General features: G+C 69.3%; 12 protein-coding genes and 1 pseudogene. 8 read left to right on the top strand and 5 right to left on the bottom strand.

Translation table 11 applies throughout. The annotated features are described in order from the left end of the window. Positions 1–82: 82 nt before the first annotated feature. Positions 83–2,110 carry a SpoIIE family protein phosphatase gene (locus FHX80_RS30835; RefSeq protein WP_425281711.1) on the bottom strand — a complete coding sequence of 676 codons (2,028 nt, stop codon included), beginning with the start codon at positions 2,108–2,110 and terminating at the stop codon, positions 83–85. A gap of 261 nt (positions 2,111–2,371) precedes the next feature. Here FHX80_RS30835 and FHX80_RS30840 point away from each other — a divergent pair, with 261 nt between their 5' ends. Further along, positions 2,372–4,261: a rhamnogalacturonan lyase gene (locus tag FHX80_RS30840; RefSeq protein WP_145767789.1), complete on the top strand. Its 1,890-nt coding sequence runs from the start codon at positions 2,372–2,374 to the stop codon at positions 4,259–4,261. A gap of 88 nt (positions 4,262–4,349) precedes the next feature. On the opposite strand, the gene pgm is transcribed toward FHX80_RS30840, so the two are convergent. Beyond that, positions 4,350–5,990, bottom strand: coding sequence for a phosphoglucomutase (alpha-D-glucose-1,6-bisphosphate-dependent) (gene pgm, locus FHX80_RS30845; RefSeq protein ID WP_145767790.1), 1,641 nt, complete (start codon positions 5,988–5,990; stop codon positions 4,350–4,352). 46 nt (positions 5,991–6,036) lie between these two features. Beyond that, entirely contained in the window at positions 6,037–6,774 is a 738-nt protein-coding gene (locus FHX80_RS30850; protein WP_145767791.1) for a 4'-phosphopantetheinyl transferase family protein, read from the bottom strand. A gap of 184 nt (positions 6,775–6,958) precedes the next feature. On the opposite strand from FHX80_RS30850, the gene FHX80_RS30855 reads away from it, so the two are divergent. After that, entirely contained in the window at positions 6,959–7,453 is a 495-nt protein-coding gene (locus FHX80_RS30855) for a GNAT family N-acetyltransferase (RefSeq protein WP_145767792.1), read from the top strand. 121 nt (positions 7,454–7,574) lie between these two features. Here FHX80_RS30855 and FHX80_RS30860 read toward each other — a convergent pair. Both FHX80_RS30860 and FHX80_RS30865 read right to left on the bottom strand, forming a co-directional pair. Further along, positions 7,575–7,890: pseudogene (locus FHX80_RS30860) on the bottom strand (MFS transporter); the annotation flags it as partial. A gap of 95 nt (positions 7,891–7,985) precedes the next feature. Then, on the bottom strand, positions 7,986–8,432 hold the full coding sequence (locus FHX80_RS30865) for a MarR family winged helix-turn-helix transcriptional regulator (protein ID WP_145767793.1): 447 nt from the start codon (positions 8,430–8,432) through the stop codon (positions 7,986–7,988). A gap of 398 nt (positions 8,433–8,830) precedes the next feature. On the opposite strand from FHX80_RS30865, the gene FHX80_RS30870 reads away from it, so the two are divergent. From FHX80_RS30870 to FHX80_RS30895, 6 genes are all read left to right on the top strand, one after another. Next, on the top strand, positions 8,831–13,120 hold the full coding sequence (locus FHX80_RS30870) for a discoidin domain-containing protein (RefSeq protein ID WP_145767794.1): 4,290 nt from the start codon (positions 8,831–8,833) through the stop codon (positions 13,118–13,120). 331 nt (positions 13,121–13,451) lie between these two features. Further along, complete coding sequence (locus FHX80_RS30875) at positions 13,452–14,879, top strand: extracellular solute-binding protein (protein ID WP_145767795.1); 1,428 nt, start codon at positions 13,452–13,454, stop codon at positions 14,877–14,879. A gap of 88 nt (positions 14,880–14,967) precedes the next feature. Continuing rightward, positions 14,968–15,927 (top strand): carbohydrate ABC transporter permease, encoded by a 960-nt coding sequence (locus FHX80_RS30880; protein WP_145767796.1) that lies wholly within the window; start codon positions 14,968–14,970, stop codon positions 15,925–15,927. A gap of 15 nt (positions 15,928–15,942) precedes the next feature. After that, complete coding sequence (locus FHX80_RS30885) at positions 15,943–16,902, top strand: carbohydrate ABC transporter permease (RefSeq protein WP_208764836.1); 960 nt, start codon at positions 15,943–15,945, stop codon at positions 16,900–16,902. Positions 16,903–17,045: 143 nt separating this feature from the next. Further along, entirely contained in the window at positions 17,046–18,671 is a 1,626-nt protein-coding gene (locus FHX80_RS30890; protein ID WP_145767797.1) for a glycoside hydrolase family 13 protein, read from the top strand. Between the two features lie 90 nt (positions 18,672–18,761). Next, positions 18,762–19,088 carry a cupin domain-containing protein gene (locus tag FHX80_RS30895; RefSeq protein WP_145767798.1) on the top strand — a complete coding sequence of 109 codons (327 nt, stop codon included), beginning with the start codon at positions 18,762–18,764 and terminating at the stop codon, positions 19,086–19,088. The last annotated feature ends 4 nt before the right edge of the window (positions 19,089–19,092 follow it).

Here is a 19,092-nt window from a genome sequence, read left to right on the forward strand (position 1 = left end):
CCACGGCCCACCCGGCCGCGGTGCGCCGCACCCGTGTCCGCGGAGCCGGGCAGCCGGCCCGCCCGCACCGGCTGCCGGTCCGTCAGGAGCTGTCGTCGGGGTCCGGGATCTCCTGTTCGGTCCACAGGGCCTTGCCGTGGGTGCCGTACCGGGTGCCCCAGTGCGTGGCGAGCTGCGACACGATGAACAGGCCGCGGCCGCCCTCGTCGACGGTGCGCGCGTGGCGCAGGTGGGGCGCCACCGGGCTGGAGTCGTGGACCTCGCAGGTGAGGGTGCTGTCCAGCATGAGCCGCAGGTGCAGCGGCGGCGTTCCGTAGCGGACCGCGTTGGTGATCAGCTCGCTCGCGATCAGTTCGGTCGCCCCGATCGTCTCCTCGTCGAGGTTCCACCCTTCGAGCCGGTCCCGGACCAGCGTGCGGGCGACGGCCGGTGTGGTCGTGTCGTGGGCCAGTTCCCAGGTCGCGAACCGGTCGGGCGGGACCACACCGGTCCTGGCGAGGAGCAGCGCGGCACCGTCGGGAGGGGTGTCGGCGGGCAGGCTGTAGACGATGTCGTCGCACAGCTTCTGCAGCGGGCGGTCCGGATAGGCGAGCGCGTCCTGCACCCTGGCCACGGACCGGGCGTCCGGCAGCAGCGAACCGGTGAGGAACGCCAGCACACTGCCCTCGTCGAGCTCGAACGTCGCCGTGGCGAAGGGGGCGCTGTCGTCGGAGAAGAGCGGCGGACCCTCCGGGACGTCGAGGACGATCGGGCTGCCGTCGGGCGCGACGGCGACCGGCGCCGGATGCCCCGCCCGTGCCACGGTGCAGGTCCGGGCGAACGGGTCGTAGACCGCGTACATGCAGGTCGCCGTCAGGGCCTGGTTGTGCAGCGAGTCGCCCGGCGGCAGCGACCTGCGTTCCTGGGCCAGCCGGTCGGCCGTGTCGTTGAGACGGGCCAGCACCTCGTCGGGCTCCAGGTCGAGACTGGCCAGCGCAAGGATGGCGATGCGCAACTGCCCCATGGTGATGGCCGTCTGCAGCCCCTGCCCCTCGACGTTGCCGATGATCAGCGCGGTGCGCGCACCGGACAGCCCGATGGTGTCGAACCAGCAGCCGCTGTTGCGCCCCGGGAGCAGCACGTGCGCGGTCTCGACGGCGATCCGGGCACCGTTGTGCCGCGGGAGCAGCCGGCGCTGGACGGTCGACGCGATCACATGGCTGTGCTCGAAGCGCCGCGCGTTCTCGATGCTCAGCGCAGCATGGGCGGCCGCCGTCAGCGCGAGGGAGAGGTCGTCCTCGTCGTACGGCTCGACGCCGCGGAACCGGTAGAGGCTCACCAGGCCGAGGACGGCGCCGTGATGTTTCAGCGGGACCACGATCAGGGAGTGGGCCCCGGACACCTCGACCATCCGCGCGCTGTCCGGATCCTTGGCCAGCCACGGGGTGTCCGGGCCGAGCGCGGACAGCCGGGGGCGCAGATCCGTGACGGCCAGCGCGAACGGCGTACGGCGGGGCAGCCGCCGCATGTCTCCGGCCACGTGGTCCCCGCCGAGCCCCCGCTGCGCCGCGCGGCGCAGCGGCACGTCGTGCCCCAGCGGACTGAGCGGTGGGGGTGAACCGCGCAGGACCTCGTCCACCACCTCGACCACGGCGAAGTCGGCGAACCGCGGCACCAACGCCGCGACCAGCCCCTCGCAGGTCGCCGCCACATCGAGGGATTGGCCCGCCTCCCGGCGCACGGCCGTCAGACAGTTCGCCCGGGCCCGCGCCTTCTCCCGTTCGTTGACATCGACGACCGCTGCCAGCAGTCCGAGCGGCCGCCCCTCGGGGTCGTCCAGGCGGTGGAGGGTGACCATCAGGCTGCGATGGGGGCCGGGGGCGCTCATCAGCCGGCCGCGGATGACCCGGTTGAGCACGGGAACGCCGCTCTCCAGCACCTTGCGCAGCACTCGTTCCGCCTCGTCCGGATCATCGAGCCGGTACGCCTCGGTGAAGTGCAGTCCCACGATCTGTTCGGCGCCGACCATGTCGGGCAGGGGGTTGACGCGCTCCACCCGCAGCTCGGTGTCCAGGACGTGCAGTCCCACCGCGGACTGGTTGAACAGGGCGTCAAGGAGCGCCGCCGTCATGACATCGCCCGTGGTCGTCCCGGGAGCCTGCCCACCGGCGTCCGTCACGTCGCACCCCCGTCCGGAACCGCCGCCCCATGAATCGGCAGCTCTCGGGACAGCCTGCGTACGTCCGGTCCGGCCCGCCACCGCGCAGGGCCGTACGGGTGAACCGGCTTCCGCGCGCACCGCCGTGATCCGGGTACGGAGGGACGGCAACCTTTCCAGGCCCTGTGGTCACTGACGTTACGAAACCCGCCCCCACCCCGGAAGGCATCCACCGTGGCTCCTGAGCAACCCCGATCCGCCCGCAGACGCCGCACCATCGGTCCCCGCACGCTGCTCGGCGCGGTGGCGGCGGGTCTGCTGGCCACCGCCGGACTGGTCGTCTCCGGCCAGATCTCGCAGGCCGCGACCGTACGCCAGGCAGAGGCGCTGGACCGCGGCGTCGTCAGCGTCCACACCGACGCCGGCAACCTGATCAGCTGGCGCTGGCTCGCCACCGACGCCGACGACGTCTCCTTCAACGTCTACCGGGCCGGAACCAAGGTCAACGCCTCACCGGTCACCGGCTCGACGAACTACTTCCACGCCGGGGCGCCCAACTCCGCGGACTACACCGTGCGCGCGGTCGTCGCAGGCGTCGAGCAGAGCGACTCCGTGCACGCGATCCAGTTCCGCACCGGCTACAAGGACGTGCCGATCAGCCCGCCCGCCGGGGGCACGACCCCCGACGGCGTCGCGTACACCTACGAGGCCAACGACGCGTCCGTCGGAGACCTCGACGGCGACGGCGCACTCGACTTCGTACTGAAGTGGCAGCCCACCAACGCCAAGGACAACTCCCAGTCCGGCTACACGGGCAACACGATCGTCGACGGGATCAGGCTCGACGGCACCCGGCTGTGGCGCGTCGACCTCGGCCGCAACATCCGCTCGGGCGCGCACTACACCCAGTTCCAGGTGTACGACTACGACGGCGACGGCAAGGCCGAGGTCGCGATGAAGACCGCAGACGGCACCGTCGACGGGCAGGGCAGGGCGATCGGCAGCACGTCCGCCGACTACCGCAACTCCTCCGGCTACATCCTGTCCGGGCCCGAATACCTGACGATGTTCAACGGCAGGACGGGTGCCGCCATGGGTACGGTCGACTACGTTCCCGCACGCGGCACCGTGTCCTCGTGGGGCGACAGTTACGGCAATCGCGTCGACCGCTTCCTCGCCGGCACCGCCTGCCTCGACGGTGCGCGCCCGTCACTGATCATGGCCCGCGGCTACTACACACGGACCGTCATCGCCGCCTGGGACTGGCGGGACGGGGCGTTCACCCGGCGCTGGACCTTCGACACCAGCAGCTCCACCAACTCCGGCAAGGGATACGACGGCCAGGGCAACCACCAGCTCTCGGTGGCCGACGTCGACGCCGACGGCAAGGACGAGATCATCTACGGCGCCATGGCCGTCGACGACAACGGCAACGCCCTGTGGACCACGAAGAACGGCCACGGAGATGCCATGCACGTCGGTGACCTGGACCCGTCCCGTGCCGAACTGGAGGAGTTCAAGGTCGACGAGGACGGCTCCCGGCCCTCGTCGTGGATGGCGGACGCGAGGACCGGCCAGATCCTCTGGTCCACGCCCGCCAACGGTGACAACGGACGCGGCGTCAGCGACGACATCTGGTCGGGCAGCGCCGGCGCCGAGTCCTGGTCGGCCGCGGTGGACGGGGTGCGGAACCCGAAGGGCACCGTCGTCGCGAGCCGAAAGCCCTCCAGCTCCAACTTCCTGGTCTGGTGGGACGGCGACACCACCAGGGAACTCCTCGACGGCACCCACATCGACAAGTACGGCACCTCGTCCGACACCCGGCTGCTGACCGGGGCGTCGGTGCACTCCAACAACGGCACCAAGGCCACCCCCGCGATCTCCGGCGACCTGTTCGGCGACTGGCGCGAGGAAGTGGTCTGGCCGACCACCGACAACACCGCGCTGCGGATCTACTCCACGCCGTACGAGACCGGTACGAGGATCACCACACTGCTCCACGACACCACCTACCGCATGGCTCTGGCCTGGCAGAACACCGCGTACAACCAGCCTCCGCACCCGAGCTTCCACATCGGCAGCGGGATGGCGACGGCGCCGCGGCCGAAGGTGTCCACTCCCTGACACCGGCGGCCGGGCCCGCATGACGCGAGCCGCACCCCCGGCGGACCGGCGCCGGGGATGCGGCTCGCGCAGTGCCGCGCGGGCGGCGTCAGGCGTTCAGGGCTGCCGAGACGACGGCCTTGGCCTCCTCCTGGACGCGGCCGAGGTGCTCGGCACCGAGGAAGGACTCGGCATAGATCTTGTAGACGTCCTCGGTGCCCGAGGGCCGGGCGGCGAACCAGGCGTTCTCCGTCGTCACCTTGATACCGCCGATCGCCGCCCCGTTGCCAGGCGCCGAGGTGAGCACGGCCGTGACCGGCTCGCCCGCGAAGGTGTCGGCGTCGACCTGCTCGGGGGAGAGCCGCGCCAGCACCGCCTTCTGCTCGCGGTCCGCCGGTGCGTCGATCCGGGCGTACGCCGGCGCACCGAACCGGGAGGTCAGCGTGGAGTAGTGCTCGGACGGCGAATTGCCCGTCACCGCGAGGATCTCGGAGGCGAGCAGCGCGAGAAGGATGCCGTCCTTGTCCGTCGTCCAGACCGATCCGTCACGGCGCAGGAAGGAGGCCCCGGCCGACTCCTCGCCGCCGAACCCGAGCGACCCGTCGGCCAGACCGTCCACGAACCACTTGAATCCCACCGGTACCTCGACGAGCTCCCGGCCGAGCTCGCCGGCGACCCGGTCGATCATTCCGGACGACACCAGGGTCTTGCCGATGCCCGCTCCGGCGGGCCACCGGTCCCGGTGCGTGAACAGGTAGTTGATGGCGACGGCGAGGTAGTGGTTCGGGTTCATCAGCCCCTCGTCGGGCGTGACGATGCCGTGCCGGTCCGCGTCGGCGTCGTTGCCGGTGGCGATGTCGTAGAGGTCACGCTGCTCGATCAGCGAGGCCATCGCGTACGGCGAGGAGCAGTCCATCCGGATCTTGCCGTCCCAGTCCAGCGTCATGAACCGCCAGGTGGGGTCGGTGAGCGGATTGACCACGGTCAGGTCGAGCCGGTGCTGCTCGGCGATGCGGCCCCAGTACGCGACCGATGCCCCGCCCAGCGGGTCGGCGCCGATCCGTACCCCGGCCGCGCGCACCGCGTCGAGGTCGAGCACGGACGGAAGGTCCGCCACATAGCTGCCGAGGAAGTCGTACGTCCCGGTCGACGGGGCCGCCAGCGCGCGGGCGTAGGGCAGCCGGCGCACGTCCTTGAGGCCGTTCACGATGATCTCGTTGGCCCGCTCCTGGATCCAGCCGGTCGCCCCGGACCCGGCCGGGCCGCCGTTCGGCGGGTTGTACTTGAACCCCCCGTCACCGGGCGGGTTGTGGGACGGGGTGACCACCACACCGTCGGCGAGATGCGACGTACGGCCGCGGTTGTACGTGAGGACGGCGTGCGAGACCGCGGGCGTCGGGGTGTAGCCGTCGGCGGCGTCGATGAGCACGGCCACGTCGTTGGCCGCGAACACTTCGAGGGCGGTGACCCGTGCGGGCTCCGACAGCGCGTGGGTGTCGGCTCCGAGGAAGAGCGGCCCGTCCGTGCCCTGTTGGGCCCGGTACTCGCTGATGGCCTGGCTCGTCGCGGCGATGTGGTCCTCGTTGAACGCGGTGGCCGTCGACGACCCCCGGTGCCCCGAGGTGCCGAAGGCCACCCGCTGGCCGGCCTCGGCCGGATCGGGATGCAGCGCGTAGTACGCCGTCACCAGCCGTGCCACGTCGGTCAAATCCTCGGGGCGTGCCTGCTGTCCGGCTCGTGTGTGCGGCATCTGCCACTCCTCCGTATCGGTCGGTCGGTGCGATCTGCCCGCCGGATCATTTTCGCCGCTCGTCGTCATGTGCGGGCGGCTGCCCCGCCGTGCGGACGGCCACCGCCGCCGCGTATCCGGCGGGGACCGCGACATCGGTGACGGTCCAGCCCGCCGGGCCGGGCTGCGGACGGGGGCCGGTCCCCACGTGGTCGTGCGAGAGACCGCCGGCCAGACCGATTCCCTTGCCCTTCAGATACGCCTCCTTGCGGGTCCACGCCCGGACGAAGGCGGCCGGCCGCTGTTCCTCCGGCAGGTCCGCCAGCTCGCGGCGTTCCGCCGGATGGAGCTGGTCCCCGATCTCCGACACGGTCCGCGCCTTCGGGGCGCGCTCCACATCCACCCCCACCGGCTCGTCCGCGAACGCCAGCAGCGCGACGCCCCGGGTGTGCGACAGGGAGAAGTGCACACCGCCGTCGGTCGCGGGGCGGCCGTGCGGCCCGCCGCAGGACGGACACCGCTCCCGCGTCAGCCGCACGGCGTCGGGGGCGACACCGAGCCGGGCCCCCAGCAGGATCCGCAGCGCCACGTGCGAGGCGGTGTAGCAGAGGCGGTCGGCCTCGACGACCAGTCTTCCGGCCCGTTCCAGCTCCTCCGCGTCGAGGATGCCCGGGGCGAGCCGCTGCGCCCGCTCGCCCTCCTGCCGCGTGTCCACGATCCACAGCGCGGGGGTGGCGGGGGCCCAGGAGGGCGCCGGGCCCCGGTAGCCGGTCTCGGTGAGTGCGAACTCGTCGGGCTGGTACACCGTTACGTCTTCCCTCGGCCGGGGCGGGTGCCGTGAGCGGTCGTCAACGGCGGAGCGGTCGCACATATTCTATGGAGAAGCGGGCCGGTGCAGACGTACGTTCGACCACGGGTGGCCAGGTCACCGTGCCGAATGAGGTACGGCGGGCCTTTCGGCCACCGCCCTTTCGAACAGGAGACACCGGATGCCATCGGACAACCACCCGCAACTCGGCACCGTACGGCTGCGGGACGCCCGAGCCGACGACGCCGGTTCCCTCACCCGGCTCCTTCTCGCTTCCCGGGCCGCCGCCATGCCGTACCTGCCCAGAGTGCACAGCGACGAGGCCACGCTCGGCTGGATGACCCACGTCGTGCTGCCCGACACGGATGTCTGGGTGGCCGAACTCCACGAGGAGGGCGGTGCGGCGGAGATCGTCGGCTTCGTCTCGCTCGACGGTGATGAGCTCGAACAGCTCTACCTCAGCCCCGGTGCACGACGCCGGGGCATCGGAACCCGGCTGCTGGCGAAGGCCAAGGAGCACAGCCCCGAGGGTCTCGCCCTCTACGCGTTCCAGCGCAACACCGACGCGCGGGCCTTCTACGAGCGGCACGGCTTCACCGCGGTCGAGTTCAACGACGGCAGCCGCAACGAGGAGGGGGAGCCGGACGTCAGATACCGCTGGACCGCGAAGGGCTGACCCGCCGGGCGTACTGGCCGGGGGCCGGGAACATCCGCACGGCCGGGCCGACCACGCGGCGTGGCGGCGAACGCCGACCAGGCGGCATGGCGAGTGCTCGCGGCGTGAAGTCCCGGGTGGGCTAAGACGCTTGCGGCGTTCCGGCCGCGGCGTCCCCGTCCGTCGCGCGGCCGAGAGTGCCGTCGAAGACGGTCAGGAGGAGGTAGAGCACGCCTGCGCCGAGCATGATCCAGGTGAGGTGGTGCATTCCGCCGGTGTCCGCGCGCTGGCCGAAGGAGGCGGCCGCCGTGGAGGAGGCGACCATCGAGCCGACATAGGCGAAGGTGCGCAGCAGACCGGGCCGAGGAGGCGGTGCGCTCGGGATCGGCCTGGTGGTAGACGGAGTTCTGCAGGGCCAGGCTGTTCAGTCCCTGCGGGACGCTGGATATCAGGGCGACTGACCGGGTTCAGGACCGAGCCCAGCATCATCGGCGGCAGCAGCCGCCGGTCGAAGCCCGCCGTCGCCGTCGTGTCCCGCCCCGCTGTCGTCCGGTCAGCCATGGGTGAGACGCTCCAGTACCGCCATGGCGGCGATCACGGCCAGCCGTTCCTCTTCGGTGCACTTCTCCTGCAGCTCACCGGCAAGCCACTCCTGCCGGGCCTGCCGGCCCTCCGCCACCCGCCGGTGCCCCTGTGGGGTCAGCGCGATCAGCAGGCGGCGCCCGTCATCGGGGTCGGGTCGCCGTTCCGTCAGCCCCAAGGCGGTCAGCGACGCGACCGTCGCCGTCATCGACTGGTGGCGCACCCCCTCGGCCGCGGCGAGTTCACTGGCCGTGACGCCCTGCTTGCCGGACAGGCGGGTCAGTACGGACTCCTGCCCGAAGGTGATGTCCTCGGCCTCGGCGGCGTTCAGGATGCGGCGCCGCAGGCGGCCGATGACCGTACGGACCTCTCGTGAGGCCTGAACCGCTGAGGGCGACGTGCGCGGGCTCTCATTCATGCGCCCCACGGTAGAACCACAGTTTGGGGTGTACAGGTTCACCTGTACACCTTGAGTTTCCTCCCGCTCCTCTCTCCCCGCCCGAGCTGGCACCTTTCAGTGGCTTTCACTTTTACGCAAATATATTGCGTAAATTGCAGACCGTTTGCGGAGTGGTCGGCGAACGAGTGATGGGCGCTCCATTGCCGTATTTGTCAAGGAAGTTGAAGCGGTGATGGAGAGTCCGTTTAAGTTGCGGGTTCTGCCGCGACAGTGGACGCCCCGTCAATTCTCTGCAACTCTCTGACCGGAATACGCAAAAGTCCATCCTGTCGGTGCAGGAAATCATGCCCCAGCAGGTACGCAGACAGAGCCGCGCCTTGGACGCGCCCTGCGCCGAGGCCGAAGATCGGGGACATATGAGAACGCAACGCTGGAGATGGCGGGTCCTTTCCGCCGCTGTCACCACCAGCATGCTGATGATCGGCGGGCCGGCGCTCAACGCTGCGGCGGCCGGTGGTCCGAACCTCGCCGTCGACCACCAGACGGCCGCGAGCAGCGCCGGCAGCGGGAAAGCCGCAGGGAACATCGCCGACGGACAGCAGTCGACGTACTGGGAGGGGTCGAGCAGTGCCCTGCCCCAGTGGGTGCAGAGCGACCTGGGCAAGGTCACCCGCATCGACCAGGTCACCCTGAAGCTTCCCGCCGACTGGAAGAGCCGCCGGCAGACCCTGTCGCTCCAGGGCAGCGCCGACGGCACCAGCTTCTCTACGCTGAAGACCTCGGCCGCCTACACCTTCGCGCCGGGCAGCTCCAACAAGGTGACCATCAGCTTCCCGGCCACCAAGGCCCGGTTCGTACGGGCGAACATCACCGCGAACACCGAGGCGAAGAACGGCCAGCTCGCCGAGCTGGAGGTCCGCGCGGCGGCCGAGTCGTCGGTGAACCTCGCCGCCGGCCGTACGCTCACGGCCAGCAGTTACACGCAGAACTACATCCCGGCGCAGGCCAACGACGGCAACGCGGCCAGCTACTGGGAGAGCCGCAACGGCGACCTGCCGCAGTGGATCCAGGCCGACCTCGGCTCCTCGGTGCGGGTCGACCGTGTGGTGCTGCGCCTGCCGGACGGCTGGGAGACCCGCACCCAGACGCTGAAGATCCAGGGCAGCACCAACGGCTCCGACTTCACCGACCTGACGCAGTCCAAGGCGTACACCTTCAGCCCGACGGCCGGCGAGTCCGCGACGATCACCTTCGACGCCACGACCACCCGCTACGTGCGCGTCCTGGTCAGCGCCAACTCCGTCCAGCCGGGCGCCCAGGTCTCCGAGCTGGAGATCTACGGCCCCGACTCCGGTGACACCCAGGCGCCGACCGCGCCGACGCAACTGGCCTACACCGAACCGGCCACCGGGCAGATCAAGCTGACCTGGAAGGCGTCGACGGACAACGTCGCCGTCACCGGCTATGACATCTACGCCAACAACACGCTGCTGACGAGTGTGGCCGGCAACGTCACCACGTTCACCGACACCCGTCCGGGCGATGCCACCGTCTCGTACTACGTCCGCGCCAAGGACGCGGCGGGCAACGCCTCGGCCAACAGCAACACCGTCACCCGTACCGGGAGCTCGGGCGACACCCAGGCGCCGACCGCGCCGACCGGTCTGAGCTTCACCGAGCAGACCGCCGGGCAGATCAAGCTGACCTGGCAGGCATCCACCGACAACAAGGGCGTCACCGGGTACGACATCTACGCCAACAACGTGCTGCGCAAGAGCGTGGCGGGCGATGTCACCACCTACACCGACACCCAGTCCACCACCACCACGGTGTCCTACACCGTCCGGGCGAGGGACGCGGCGGGCAACGTGTCGGGCGACAGCAACACCGTCACCCGCAACGGCAGCACGAGCGCGGCGTCCAACCTCGCGATCGGCAAGCCCATCACCGCCTCGTCCGTGGTCCACACCTTCGTGGCGGAGAACGCCAACGACAACAGCCTGACCACCTACTGGGAGGGCGCCGGGGGCAGTTACCCGAACACCCTGACCGTCAAGCTGGGGGCCAACGCCGACACGGAGAACGTCGTCGTCAAGCTCAACCCGGACAGCAGCTGGGGAGCCAGGACGCAGAACATCCAGGTGCTCGGCCGTGAGCAGAGTGCCTCGTCCTTCACCAGCCTGGTCGCGGCGAAGGACTACGCGTTCAGTCCGGGCAGCGGCAACTCGGTGACCATTCCGGTCAGCGGCCGGGTCGCCGACGTCCAGCTGAAGTTCAACTCCAACACCGGCTCGGGCGCGGGCCAGGTCGCGGAGTTCCAGGTCCTGGGCGCTCCGGCACCCAACCCGAACCTCCAGGTCAGCTCGGTGACCGCGGCTCCCGCCGCACCCGTCGAGTCGGACCCGATCACCCTGACCGCGACGGTCCGCAACAGCGGCCCGGTCGCGGCGCCGGCGAGCAAGCTCGAATTCCGGCTCGGCGGCTCCAAGGTCGCCACCGTGGCCGTGGGCACGCTGGCCGCAGGGGCCTCCACCCAGGTCAGCGCCGACATAGGGCCGCGTGACGCGGGCACGTACGAACTCAGTGCCGTCGCCGACCCGGCGAACGAGGTCATCGAGCAGAACGAGACCGACAACACCTACACGAGCGCGACCGGCCTGGTCGTCAAGCCGGTCGCCAGCTCGGACCTGGTGGCGACCGGGGTCAGCACCTCCCCGTCCGCCCCGTCCAACGGGCAGAACGTGGCCTTCTCCGTCGCCATCAAGAACCAGGGCACGGTGGCCTCGGCCGCGGGCGGGCACGCCATCACGCTCACCCTGCTCGACTCCAAGGGCGCCACGGTGAAGACCCTCACCGGCACCTACACCGGGGCGATCGCCGCGGGCGCGACCAGCGCTCCGGTGAACCTGGGCAGCTGGACGGCGGCCAACGGCTCGTACACCGTGCGGACGGTCATCGCGGACGACGCCAACGAACTCCCGGTGAAGCGCGAGAACAACACCTCCACCAGCTCGCTCTTCGTCGGCCGCGGCGCCAACATGCCGTACGACATGTACGAGGCCGAGGACGGCGTCACCGGCGGCGGCGCCCAGGTCGTCGGTCCGAACCGGACCGTCGGGGACATCGCGGGCGAGGCGTCCGGCCGCAAGGCCGTCACCCTCAACAACACCGGAAACTATGTGGAGTTCACCACCAGGGCGAGCACCAACACCCTGGTGACCCGGTTCTCCATCCCCGACTCCGCGGGCGGCGGAGGCATCGACTCCAAGCTGAACCTGTACGTGGACGGCACCTTCCTCAAGGCGATCGACCTCACCTCGAAGTACGCCTGGCTGTACGGCGCCGAGACCGGACCCGGAAACTCCCCGGGCTCGGGTTCGCCGCGGCACATCTACGACGAGGCGAACGTGATGCTGGGCAGGACCGTCCCGGCGGGCAGCAAGATCCGGCTGCAGAAGGACGCCGCGAACACCTCCACCTACGCGATCGACTTCGTCAGCCTGGAGCAGGCGACCCAGATCGCGAACCCGGACCCCGCCGCCTATGCGGTGCCCGCCGGATTCACCCACCAGGACGTCCAGAACGCCCTGGACAAGGTCCGGATGGACACCACGGGCAAGCTGGTCGGCGTCTACCTGCCGGCCGGTGACTACGACACCGCCAGCAAGTTCCAGGTCTATGGGAAGGCCGTGAAGGTCGTCGGCGCGGGCCCCTGGTACACCAGGTTCCACGCGCCCGCGTCCCAGGAGAACACGGACAACGGATTCCGTGCCGAGGCCAGTGCGAAGGGATCGACGTTCGCGAACTTCGCGTACTTCGGCAACTACACCTCGCGCATCGACGGACCCGGAAAGGTGTTCGACTTCTCCAACGTCTCGGACATCACCATCGACAATGTCTGGAACGAGCACACGGTGTGCCTCTACTGGGGCGCGAACACCGACAGCATCACCATCAAGAACTCCCGCATCCGTGACACGTTCGCCGACGGCATCAACATGACCAACGGCTCGACGGACAACCACGTCGTGAACAACGAGTCCCGGGCGACGGGCGACGACAGCTTCGCGCTGTTCTCGGCGATCGACTCCGGCGGCTCGGACATGAAGAACAACGTGTACGAGAACCTCTCCTCGATCCTCACCTGGCGTGCGGCGGGTGTCGCCGTCTACGGCGGCTTCAGCAACACCTTCCGCAACATCTACATCGCGGACACCCTGGTCTATTCGGGCATCACGGTCAGTTCGCTGGACTTCGGCTACCCGATGAACGGATTCGGCACCGTTCCGACGACGATCGAGAACGTGTCGGTCATCCGCTCGGGCGGACACTTCTGGGGGACGCAGACCTTCCCCGGGATCTGGCTCTTCTCCGCCTCCAAGGTGTTCCAGGGTATCCGGATCAACAACGTCGACATCGTCGACCCGACGTACAGCGGCATCATGTTCCAGACCAATTACGTGGGAGGACAGCCGCAGTTCCCGATCAAGGACACCGTGCTGACCGGCATCACGATCTCCGGCGCCCGCAAGAGCGGGGACGCGTTCGACGCCAAGTCCGGCTTCGGGCTCTGGGCCAACGAGATGCCGGAGGCCGGCCAGGGGCCCGCCGTCGGTGAGGTCACCTTCAACGGCCTGAAGCTCAGCGGCAACGCGCAGGACGTGAAGAACACCACCTCCACCATGAAGATCAACATCAACCCGTAGCGACCGGCGTGCGCAGGGGCGCCGTCCGGCCTGCCGGACGGCGTTCCGGGGTGCGCAAATTCCTTGCGCCCGGGCGTGCGAAGTTTGCAGTAACGGGACTGCCGGCCGGTCACGAACCGTGCGGAACCACCCTTGGCGTGCTGCCCCGGCTCCGTGGAGCCGGGACAGCACGCCTCTGTCGTGCGTCACATGGTGCGCGCAACGAACTGTCAAACATTTACGAAAACTGCGCGAGATATTGCGTTCACATGTCGGCGCTGGTTGAGTGTGCCTCGCCCCGGCAGAGAGTCGGCCGAGGGCCTTCCATGCTCATGCCCGAAGGGGACCATCGATGAGAAGTGCTGGGTTCCGCCGCACACGCCGTACAAGCCGTGCCTCAGCGGCCGCCCTCGTCACCGCACTCGCCCTGACCGCTCTCGCCTCTTGCGGCACGAGCAGCAGCAGCGACAACGGTGACAAGGACAGTGGATCCAAGGGTTCGTCCGACCCCTCGGCTCCGCTCGACCCGAAGACGAAGGTGACGATCTCGATCGACTGCATGCCGCCGGCGGCCAAGGCCGCGGAGCTGCGTGAGTGGAACGAGGACATCAAGACGTTCAACAAGACCTACCCGAACGTCACGATCAACGGAAAGTCCACCCCCGGGCAGTGCCTGGAGCCTCCCCGCTTCACGGCCATGCTGAAGGGGAAGTCGCAGCCAGACGTTTTCTACGCGTACTTCACCGACCTTCAGCAGGTGCTGGACAACGACGGGGCCGAGGACATCTCCGCCTACGTCAACGACAAGTCCGTGCCCGCGCTCAAGGACATCCAGCCCCAGGTCATCGATGTGGCCCGCAAGGACGGCAAGCTCTACGCCCTGCCGACCAGCAACTACACCATGGGGCTGATGATCAACCGGAAGCTGTTCACGCAGGCCGGTCTCGACCCGAACAGCCCGCCCGCCACCTGGGACGCGGTCCGCGCCGCGGCGAAGAAGATCGCGGGCCTGGGCAAGGGCATCTCCGGCTACGGCGAGTACAGCGCCGGCAACAACGGCGGCTGGCACTTCGCCGCCGCCCAGTACGGCCTCGGCGGGGACGTCGTGGACGCCTCCGGCAAGAAGGCGGCCTTCAACGACGCATCCGGCAAGCAGGTCCTCCAGCAGCTGCACGACATGCGCTGGGAGGACGACAGCATGGGCAAGACCCAGCTGCTGAAGTGGGGCGATCTGCAGAAGCAGATATCCACCGACAAGCTCGGCATGTTCCTCGCCGCCCCCGACGACATCACGTACATGGTGCAGCAGCTCGGCGCCAAGTACGAGACCTTCGGCCTGGGCCCGATCCCCGGCGGCAAGGGCACTCTCTTCGGTGGCAACAACTACATGATCAAGAAAGGCAGTTCGCCCGACCAGATCAAGGCCGCTGTCGCCTGGCTGAACTTCAAGAACCTCACCCCGGGCAAGGGCCAGTTCGACTGGGCCCGCACCAAGGCCGACAAGCTGCCCGTCGGGCTGCCGCAGCCGAACTTCTTCCTGGGTGACAGCAAGGCCAAGGACGACGCCTCACGCACCACCAACGCGTCGATGCCGATCGAGAACTTCAAGGCCTTCATGGACAACCCCATCCAGGGCAAGGCCGAGCCGCCGAAGGCGCAGGAGATCTACAAGATCCTCGACAACGCCATGTCCGGTGTCCTGACCAACAAGGGCGCCGACGTCGACAAGCTGCTCTCCACCGCCGAGCAGCAGGTCAACCAGGTTCTGGCGAACCAGTAACGGACGCGCGGGGCCGGGTCACGCGGACCCGGCCCCGCATCCGGACCCGTCCGACTGCGCTTCAGTTCACCGGCACCGAGGAGACACCATGTCGGCCCCTACCCTGTCCCCGAGCAAGGCGACCAGGCCACGCCACGGACACGCAGGACCCACCCGCCCGAACTCCGCCCGCGAGGAGTTCCTGCGCACCCTGCGCCGCAACATCTCAGCGCACGGCTTCCTGATCGGAGCGGTGCTCTGCTTCTCGTTCTTCTCCTGGTATCCGATGGTCCGGGAATTCATCCTGGCCTTCCAGAAGACCGAGAACGGCAAGACCACCTGGGCCGGCTGGTCCAACCTGTCCTACGTCGTCAACGACCCGGCGTTCTGGCAGGCCTGGCGCAACACACTGCTGTTCTCCGCGCTCGCGCTGGTGTTCGGCTTCGCTATCCCGTTCGTCGTCGCCGTCGTGCTCAACGAGTTCCGGCACGGTCAGGGATACCTGAGGCTGCTGGTCTATCTGCCGGTCATGCTGCCGCCGGTCGCCTCCGTACTTCTCTTCAAGTACTTCTACGACCCCGGCTACGGACTCTTCAACCGCATCCTGGAAATCTTCCATCTGCCCGCACAGCAATGGCTCCAGGACACCGACACCGCCATGCTCTCGGTCGTCATCGCGGCGACCTGGATGAACATGGGCGGCGCGACCCTGATCTACCTGGCCGCGCTCCAGGGGATCCCCGGCGAGCTGTACGAGGCTGCCGAACTGGACGGCGCCGGGCTGCTGCGCAAGATCTGGCACGTCACCATCCCGCAGACCCGGCTCATCCTCTCGCTGCTCCTGCTGATGCAGATCATCGCGACGATGCAGGTGTTCACCGAGCCGTTCCTGCTCACCAACGGCGCCGGCCCCGAGGGCTCGACGACCACCGTCGTCTACCTCATCTACCAGTACGCCTTCAACTTCAACAACTACGGCAGCGCGGCGGCACTCGGCCTTGTCCTGCTCGTCGTCCTCGCGGGATTCTCCGCGGTGTACGTACGACTGAGCCGCAACAGCGAAGACTAGGACGGGAGCACGACCATGGCATCGAACACGCTTGTCTCCCGGCCAGGGAGCGATGCGCGCAAGGCTGGGCGGCGCAGGGCACAGCGTCCCGCCGACCTCGGGCGCCAGCGGACCCTGATCTCGCCGGCCCAGCTCGGCAGAACCCGCGGCAAGGCCGTCTACTGGATCGTCTTCGCCCTGGTGATCCTCCTGTTCACGGTGGCCTTCCTCGGCCCGCTGTACTGGATGGTCACCGGCGGCCTCAAGGCCACCCAGGAAGTGGTGCAGAGTCCGCCCACGGCCTTCCCCAGCTCGATCCACACGGAGAACTACAGCCGGGCCTGGACCGTGATGGACCTGTCCAGGCTGCTCTTCAACACCCTGTACTACGCCTTCGGCGCGCTCGCCTTCCAGTTGGTGTTCGACGTCGCCGCCGCCTACTCGCTGTCCAAGCTGCGGCCGGTGTTCGGCAAGGTCATCCTCGGCATGATGCTGGCCACCCTGATGATCCCGGCGACCGTCCTGGTCGTACCCCAGTACCTGACCGTCCTGGACGTGCCGATCTTCCAGCGGAACCTGCTGAACTCACCGTGGGTGATCTGGCTCCCGTCCGTCACCAACGCCTTCAACATCTTCCTGCTGAAGCGATTCTTCGACTCCATCCCGAGAGAACTCCTGGACGCCGCGGCCATCGACGGCGCATCGCCCCTGCGCACCCTGCGCTCCGTGGTCCTGCCGATCTCCCGGCCGATCCTCGGCGTCGTCTCCATCTTCGCCGTCGTCGGGGTGTGGAAGGACTTCCTCTGGCCCATGCTCACCCTGCCCGACCCGAGCAAGCAGACCCTGAACGTGGGCATCTACTCGCTGGCCAGCGGCGTACCGGAGAACGTACTCATCGCCGCGCTGACCATCGCGTCCATCCCGACGCTGCTGATCTTCCTCCTGTTCCAGCGCAACATCATGAGCGGTCTGACCGCGGGCGGCCTCAAGGGCTAGGAGTCCTCCGGGACCCGAGCCCGCCCCCGCCCGGGGGACACCCCGCACAGCCGCCCTCCCCTCAGCACTCCGCCGCCGGCTCGACCGTCCTGCCCCGCATGCGGGCCGGCGGCGGAGTACCACCTGCCCGAAAGGAACGTCACGTGGCAGCCAACCGTCCGTCCGAGGTCACCGCGAACTGGTGGCGCGACGCAGCCATCTACCAGATCTATGTACGCAGCTTCGCCGATGGCGACGGTGACGGCACCGGCGACCTCGCGGGAGTGCGGGCCAGGCTGCCCTATCTCGTCGAACTCGGCGTGGACGCACTCTGGTTCACCCCCTGGTACCTCTCGCCGCTCGCCGACGGCGGCTACGACGTGGCCGACTACCGCGCCATCGACCCCGCGTTCGGCACCCTGGCGGAGGCGGAGAAACTGATCGCCGAGGCCCGCGAACTCGGCATCCGCACCATCATCGACATCGTGCCCAACCACGTCTCCGACCAGCACGCCTGGTTCCGGGCAGCCCTCGAAGCCGGCTCCGGCAGCCCCGAACGCGACCTCTTCCACTTCCGCAAGGGGCGCGGCCCGGACGGCGCGACACCGCCCAACGACTGGGTCTCCGAATTCGGCGGCACACCGTGGACCCGGCTGGACGACGGCGAGTGGTACCTCCACCTGTTCGCCACCCAGCAACCCGACCTCAACTGGGCGCACCCGGCGGTCCGCCAGGAACACGAGGAGGTGCTGCGCTTCTGGTTCGAACGCGGCGTCTCGGGCGTACGCATCGACTCAGCGGCCCTGCTCGCCAAGGACCCCGCACTGCCCGACTTCGTCGAGGGCAGCGACCCGCACCCCTTCGTCGACCGCGACGAACTGCACGACATCTACCGCTCCTGGCGCGCCATCGCCGACGAGTACGGCGGCGTCTTCGTCGGCGAGGTCTGGCTCCCGGACACCGAACGGTTCGCCCGCTACCTGCGCCCCGACGAACTGCACACCGCCTTCAACTTCAACTTCCTGGCCTGCCCCTGGGACGCCGCACTGCTGCGGACCGCCATCGACGACACGCTCGCCGAGCACGCCTCGGTCGGCGCCCCCGCCACCTGGGTCCTGTGCAACCACGACGTCACCCGTACCGTCACCCGCTACGGCCGCACCGAGACCGGCTTCGACTTCGCCGCGAAGACCTTCGGCACACCGACGGACCTGGCCCTGGGCACCCGCCGCGCCCGCGCCGCCGCCCTGCTCTCGCTGGCCCTGCCCGGCGCGGCCTACCTCTACCAGGGCGAGGAACTCGGCCTCCCGGAGGTGGACATCCCGCTGGACCGGATCCAGGACCCGATGCACTTCCGCAAGGGCGGCGCCGATCCCGGACGCGACGGCTGCCGGGTGCCACTGCCCTGGTCGGCGCAGGGACCGTACGCGGGCTTCGGCGCCACCGCCGAACCCTGGCTCCCGCAGCCGGCCGACTGGTCCTCGTACGCCGCCGACCTGCAGAGCGACGATCCGGACTCGATGCTCACCCTGTACCGCGAGGCGTTGAGGCTGCGTCGCGGCGAACCGGGATTCGGGACGGCGGGGGAGCCCGGCATACGGCGGCTGACCTGGCTGGACGCGGCGCCCGGAGTGCTTTCCTTCACCCGGACCGACGGACTCGTCTGCGTGGTCAACCTGGCCGCAGAGGCGGCCGAGCTGCCCGGCCACTCCGCGGTGCTGCTGGCCAGCGGCCCGCTCGACGAGGCGGGCGGACTCCCGCAGGACACCGCGGTCTGGCTGCGGGCCTGACCTCCGGACGGATGACGCACCTGCCCCTGGGCCCGGCGGGGTCCATGGGCAGGATCGCGGGGGAACGTGGGCTGCGGCAGAGTAGAGCATATGGACGTCCCCAATGATCTGAATGCCCTCGCCGACGAGCACCTGGCCGCGGCCCGCACCTCCGCGCACGGCCGCAGCGCCCACCTCCTGCTGCACGAGGAGCCGCTGCGGCAGACCGTCATCGCCCTGACCTCGGGTTCCGCGCTCGACGAGCACAACGCCCCGCCCGCCGCCTCCCTCCAGGTGCTGCGCGGCACGGTCCGGCTCACGGCCGCGTCCGGCGATGTGGAACTGGCACCCGGACGGCTGCACCCCATCCCGCAGGAGCGGCACGGGCTGCTCGCGCTGGAGGACGCCGTGGTGCTGCTGACGGCGGTCAACGGCTGACGGC

The organism is Streptomyces brevispora, assembly GCF_007829885.1.
Taxonomy (GTDB): Bacteria; Actinomycetota; Actinomycetes; order Streptomycetales; family Streptomycetaceae; genus Streptomyces; species Streptomyces brevispora.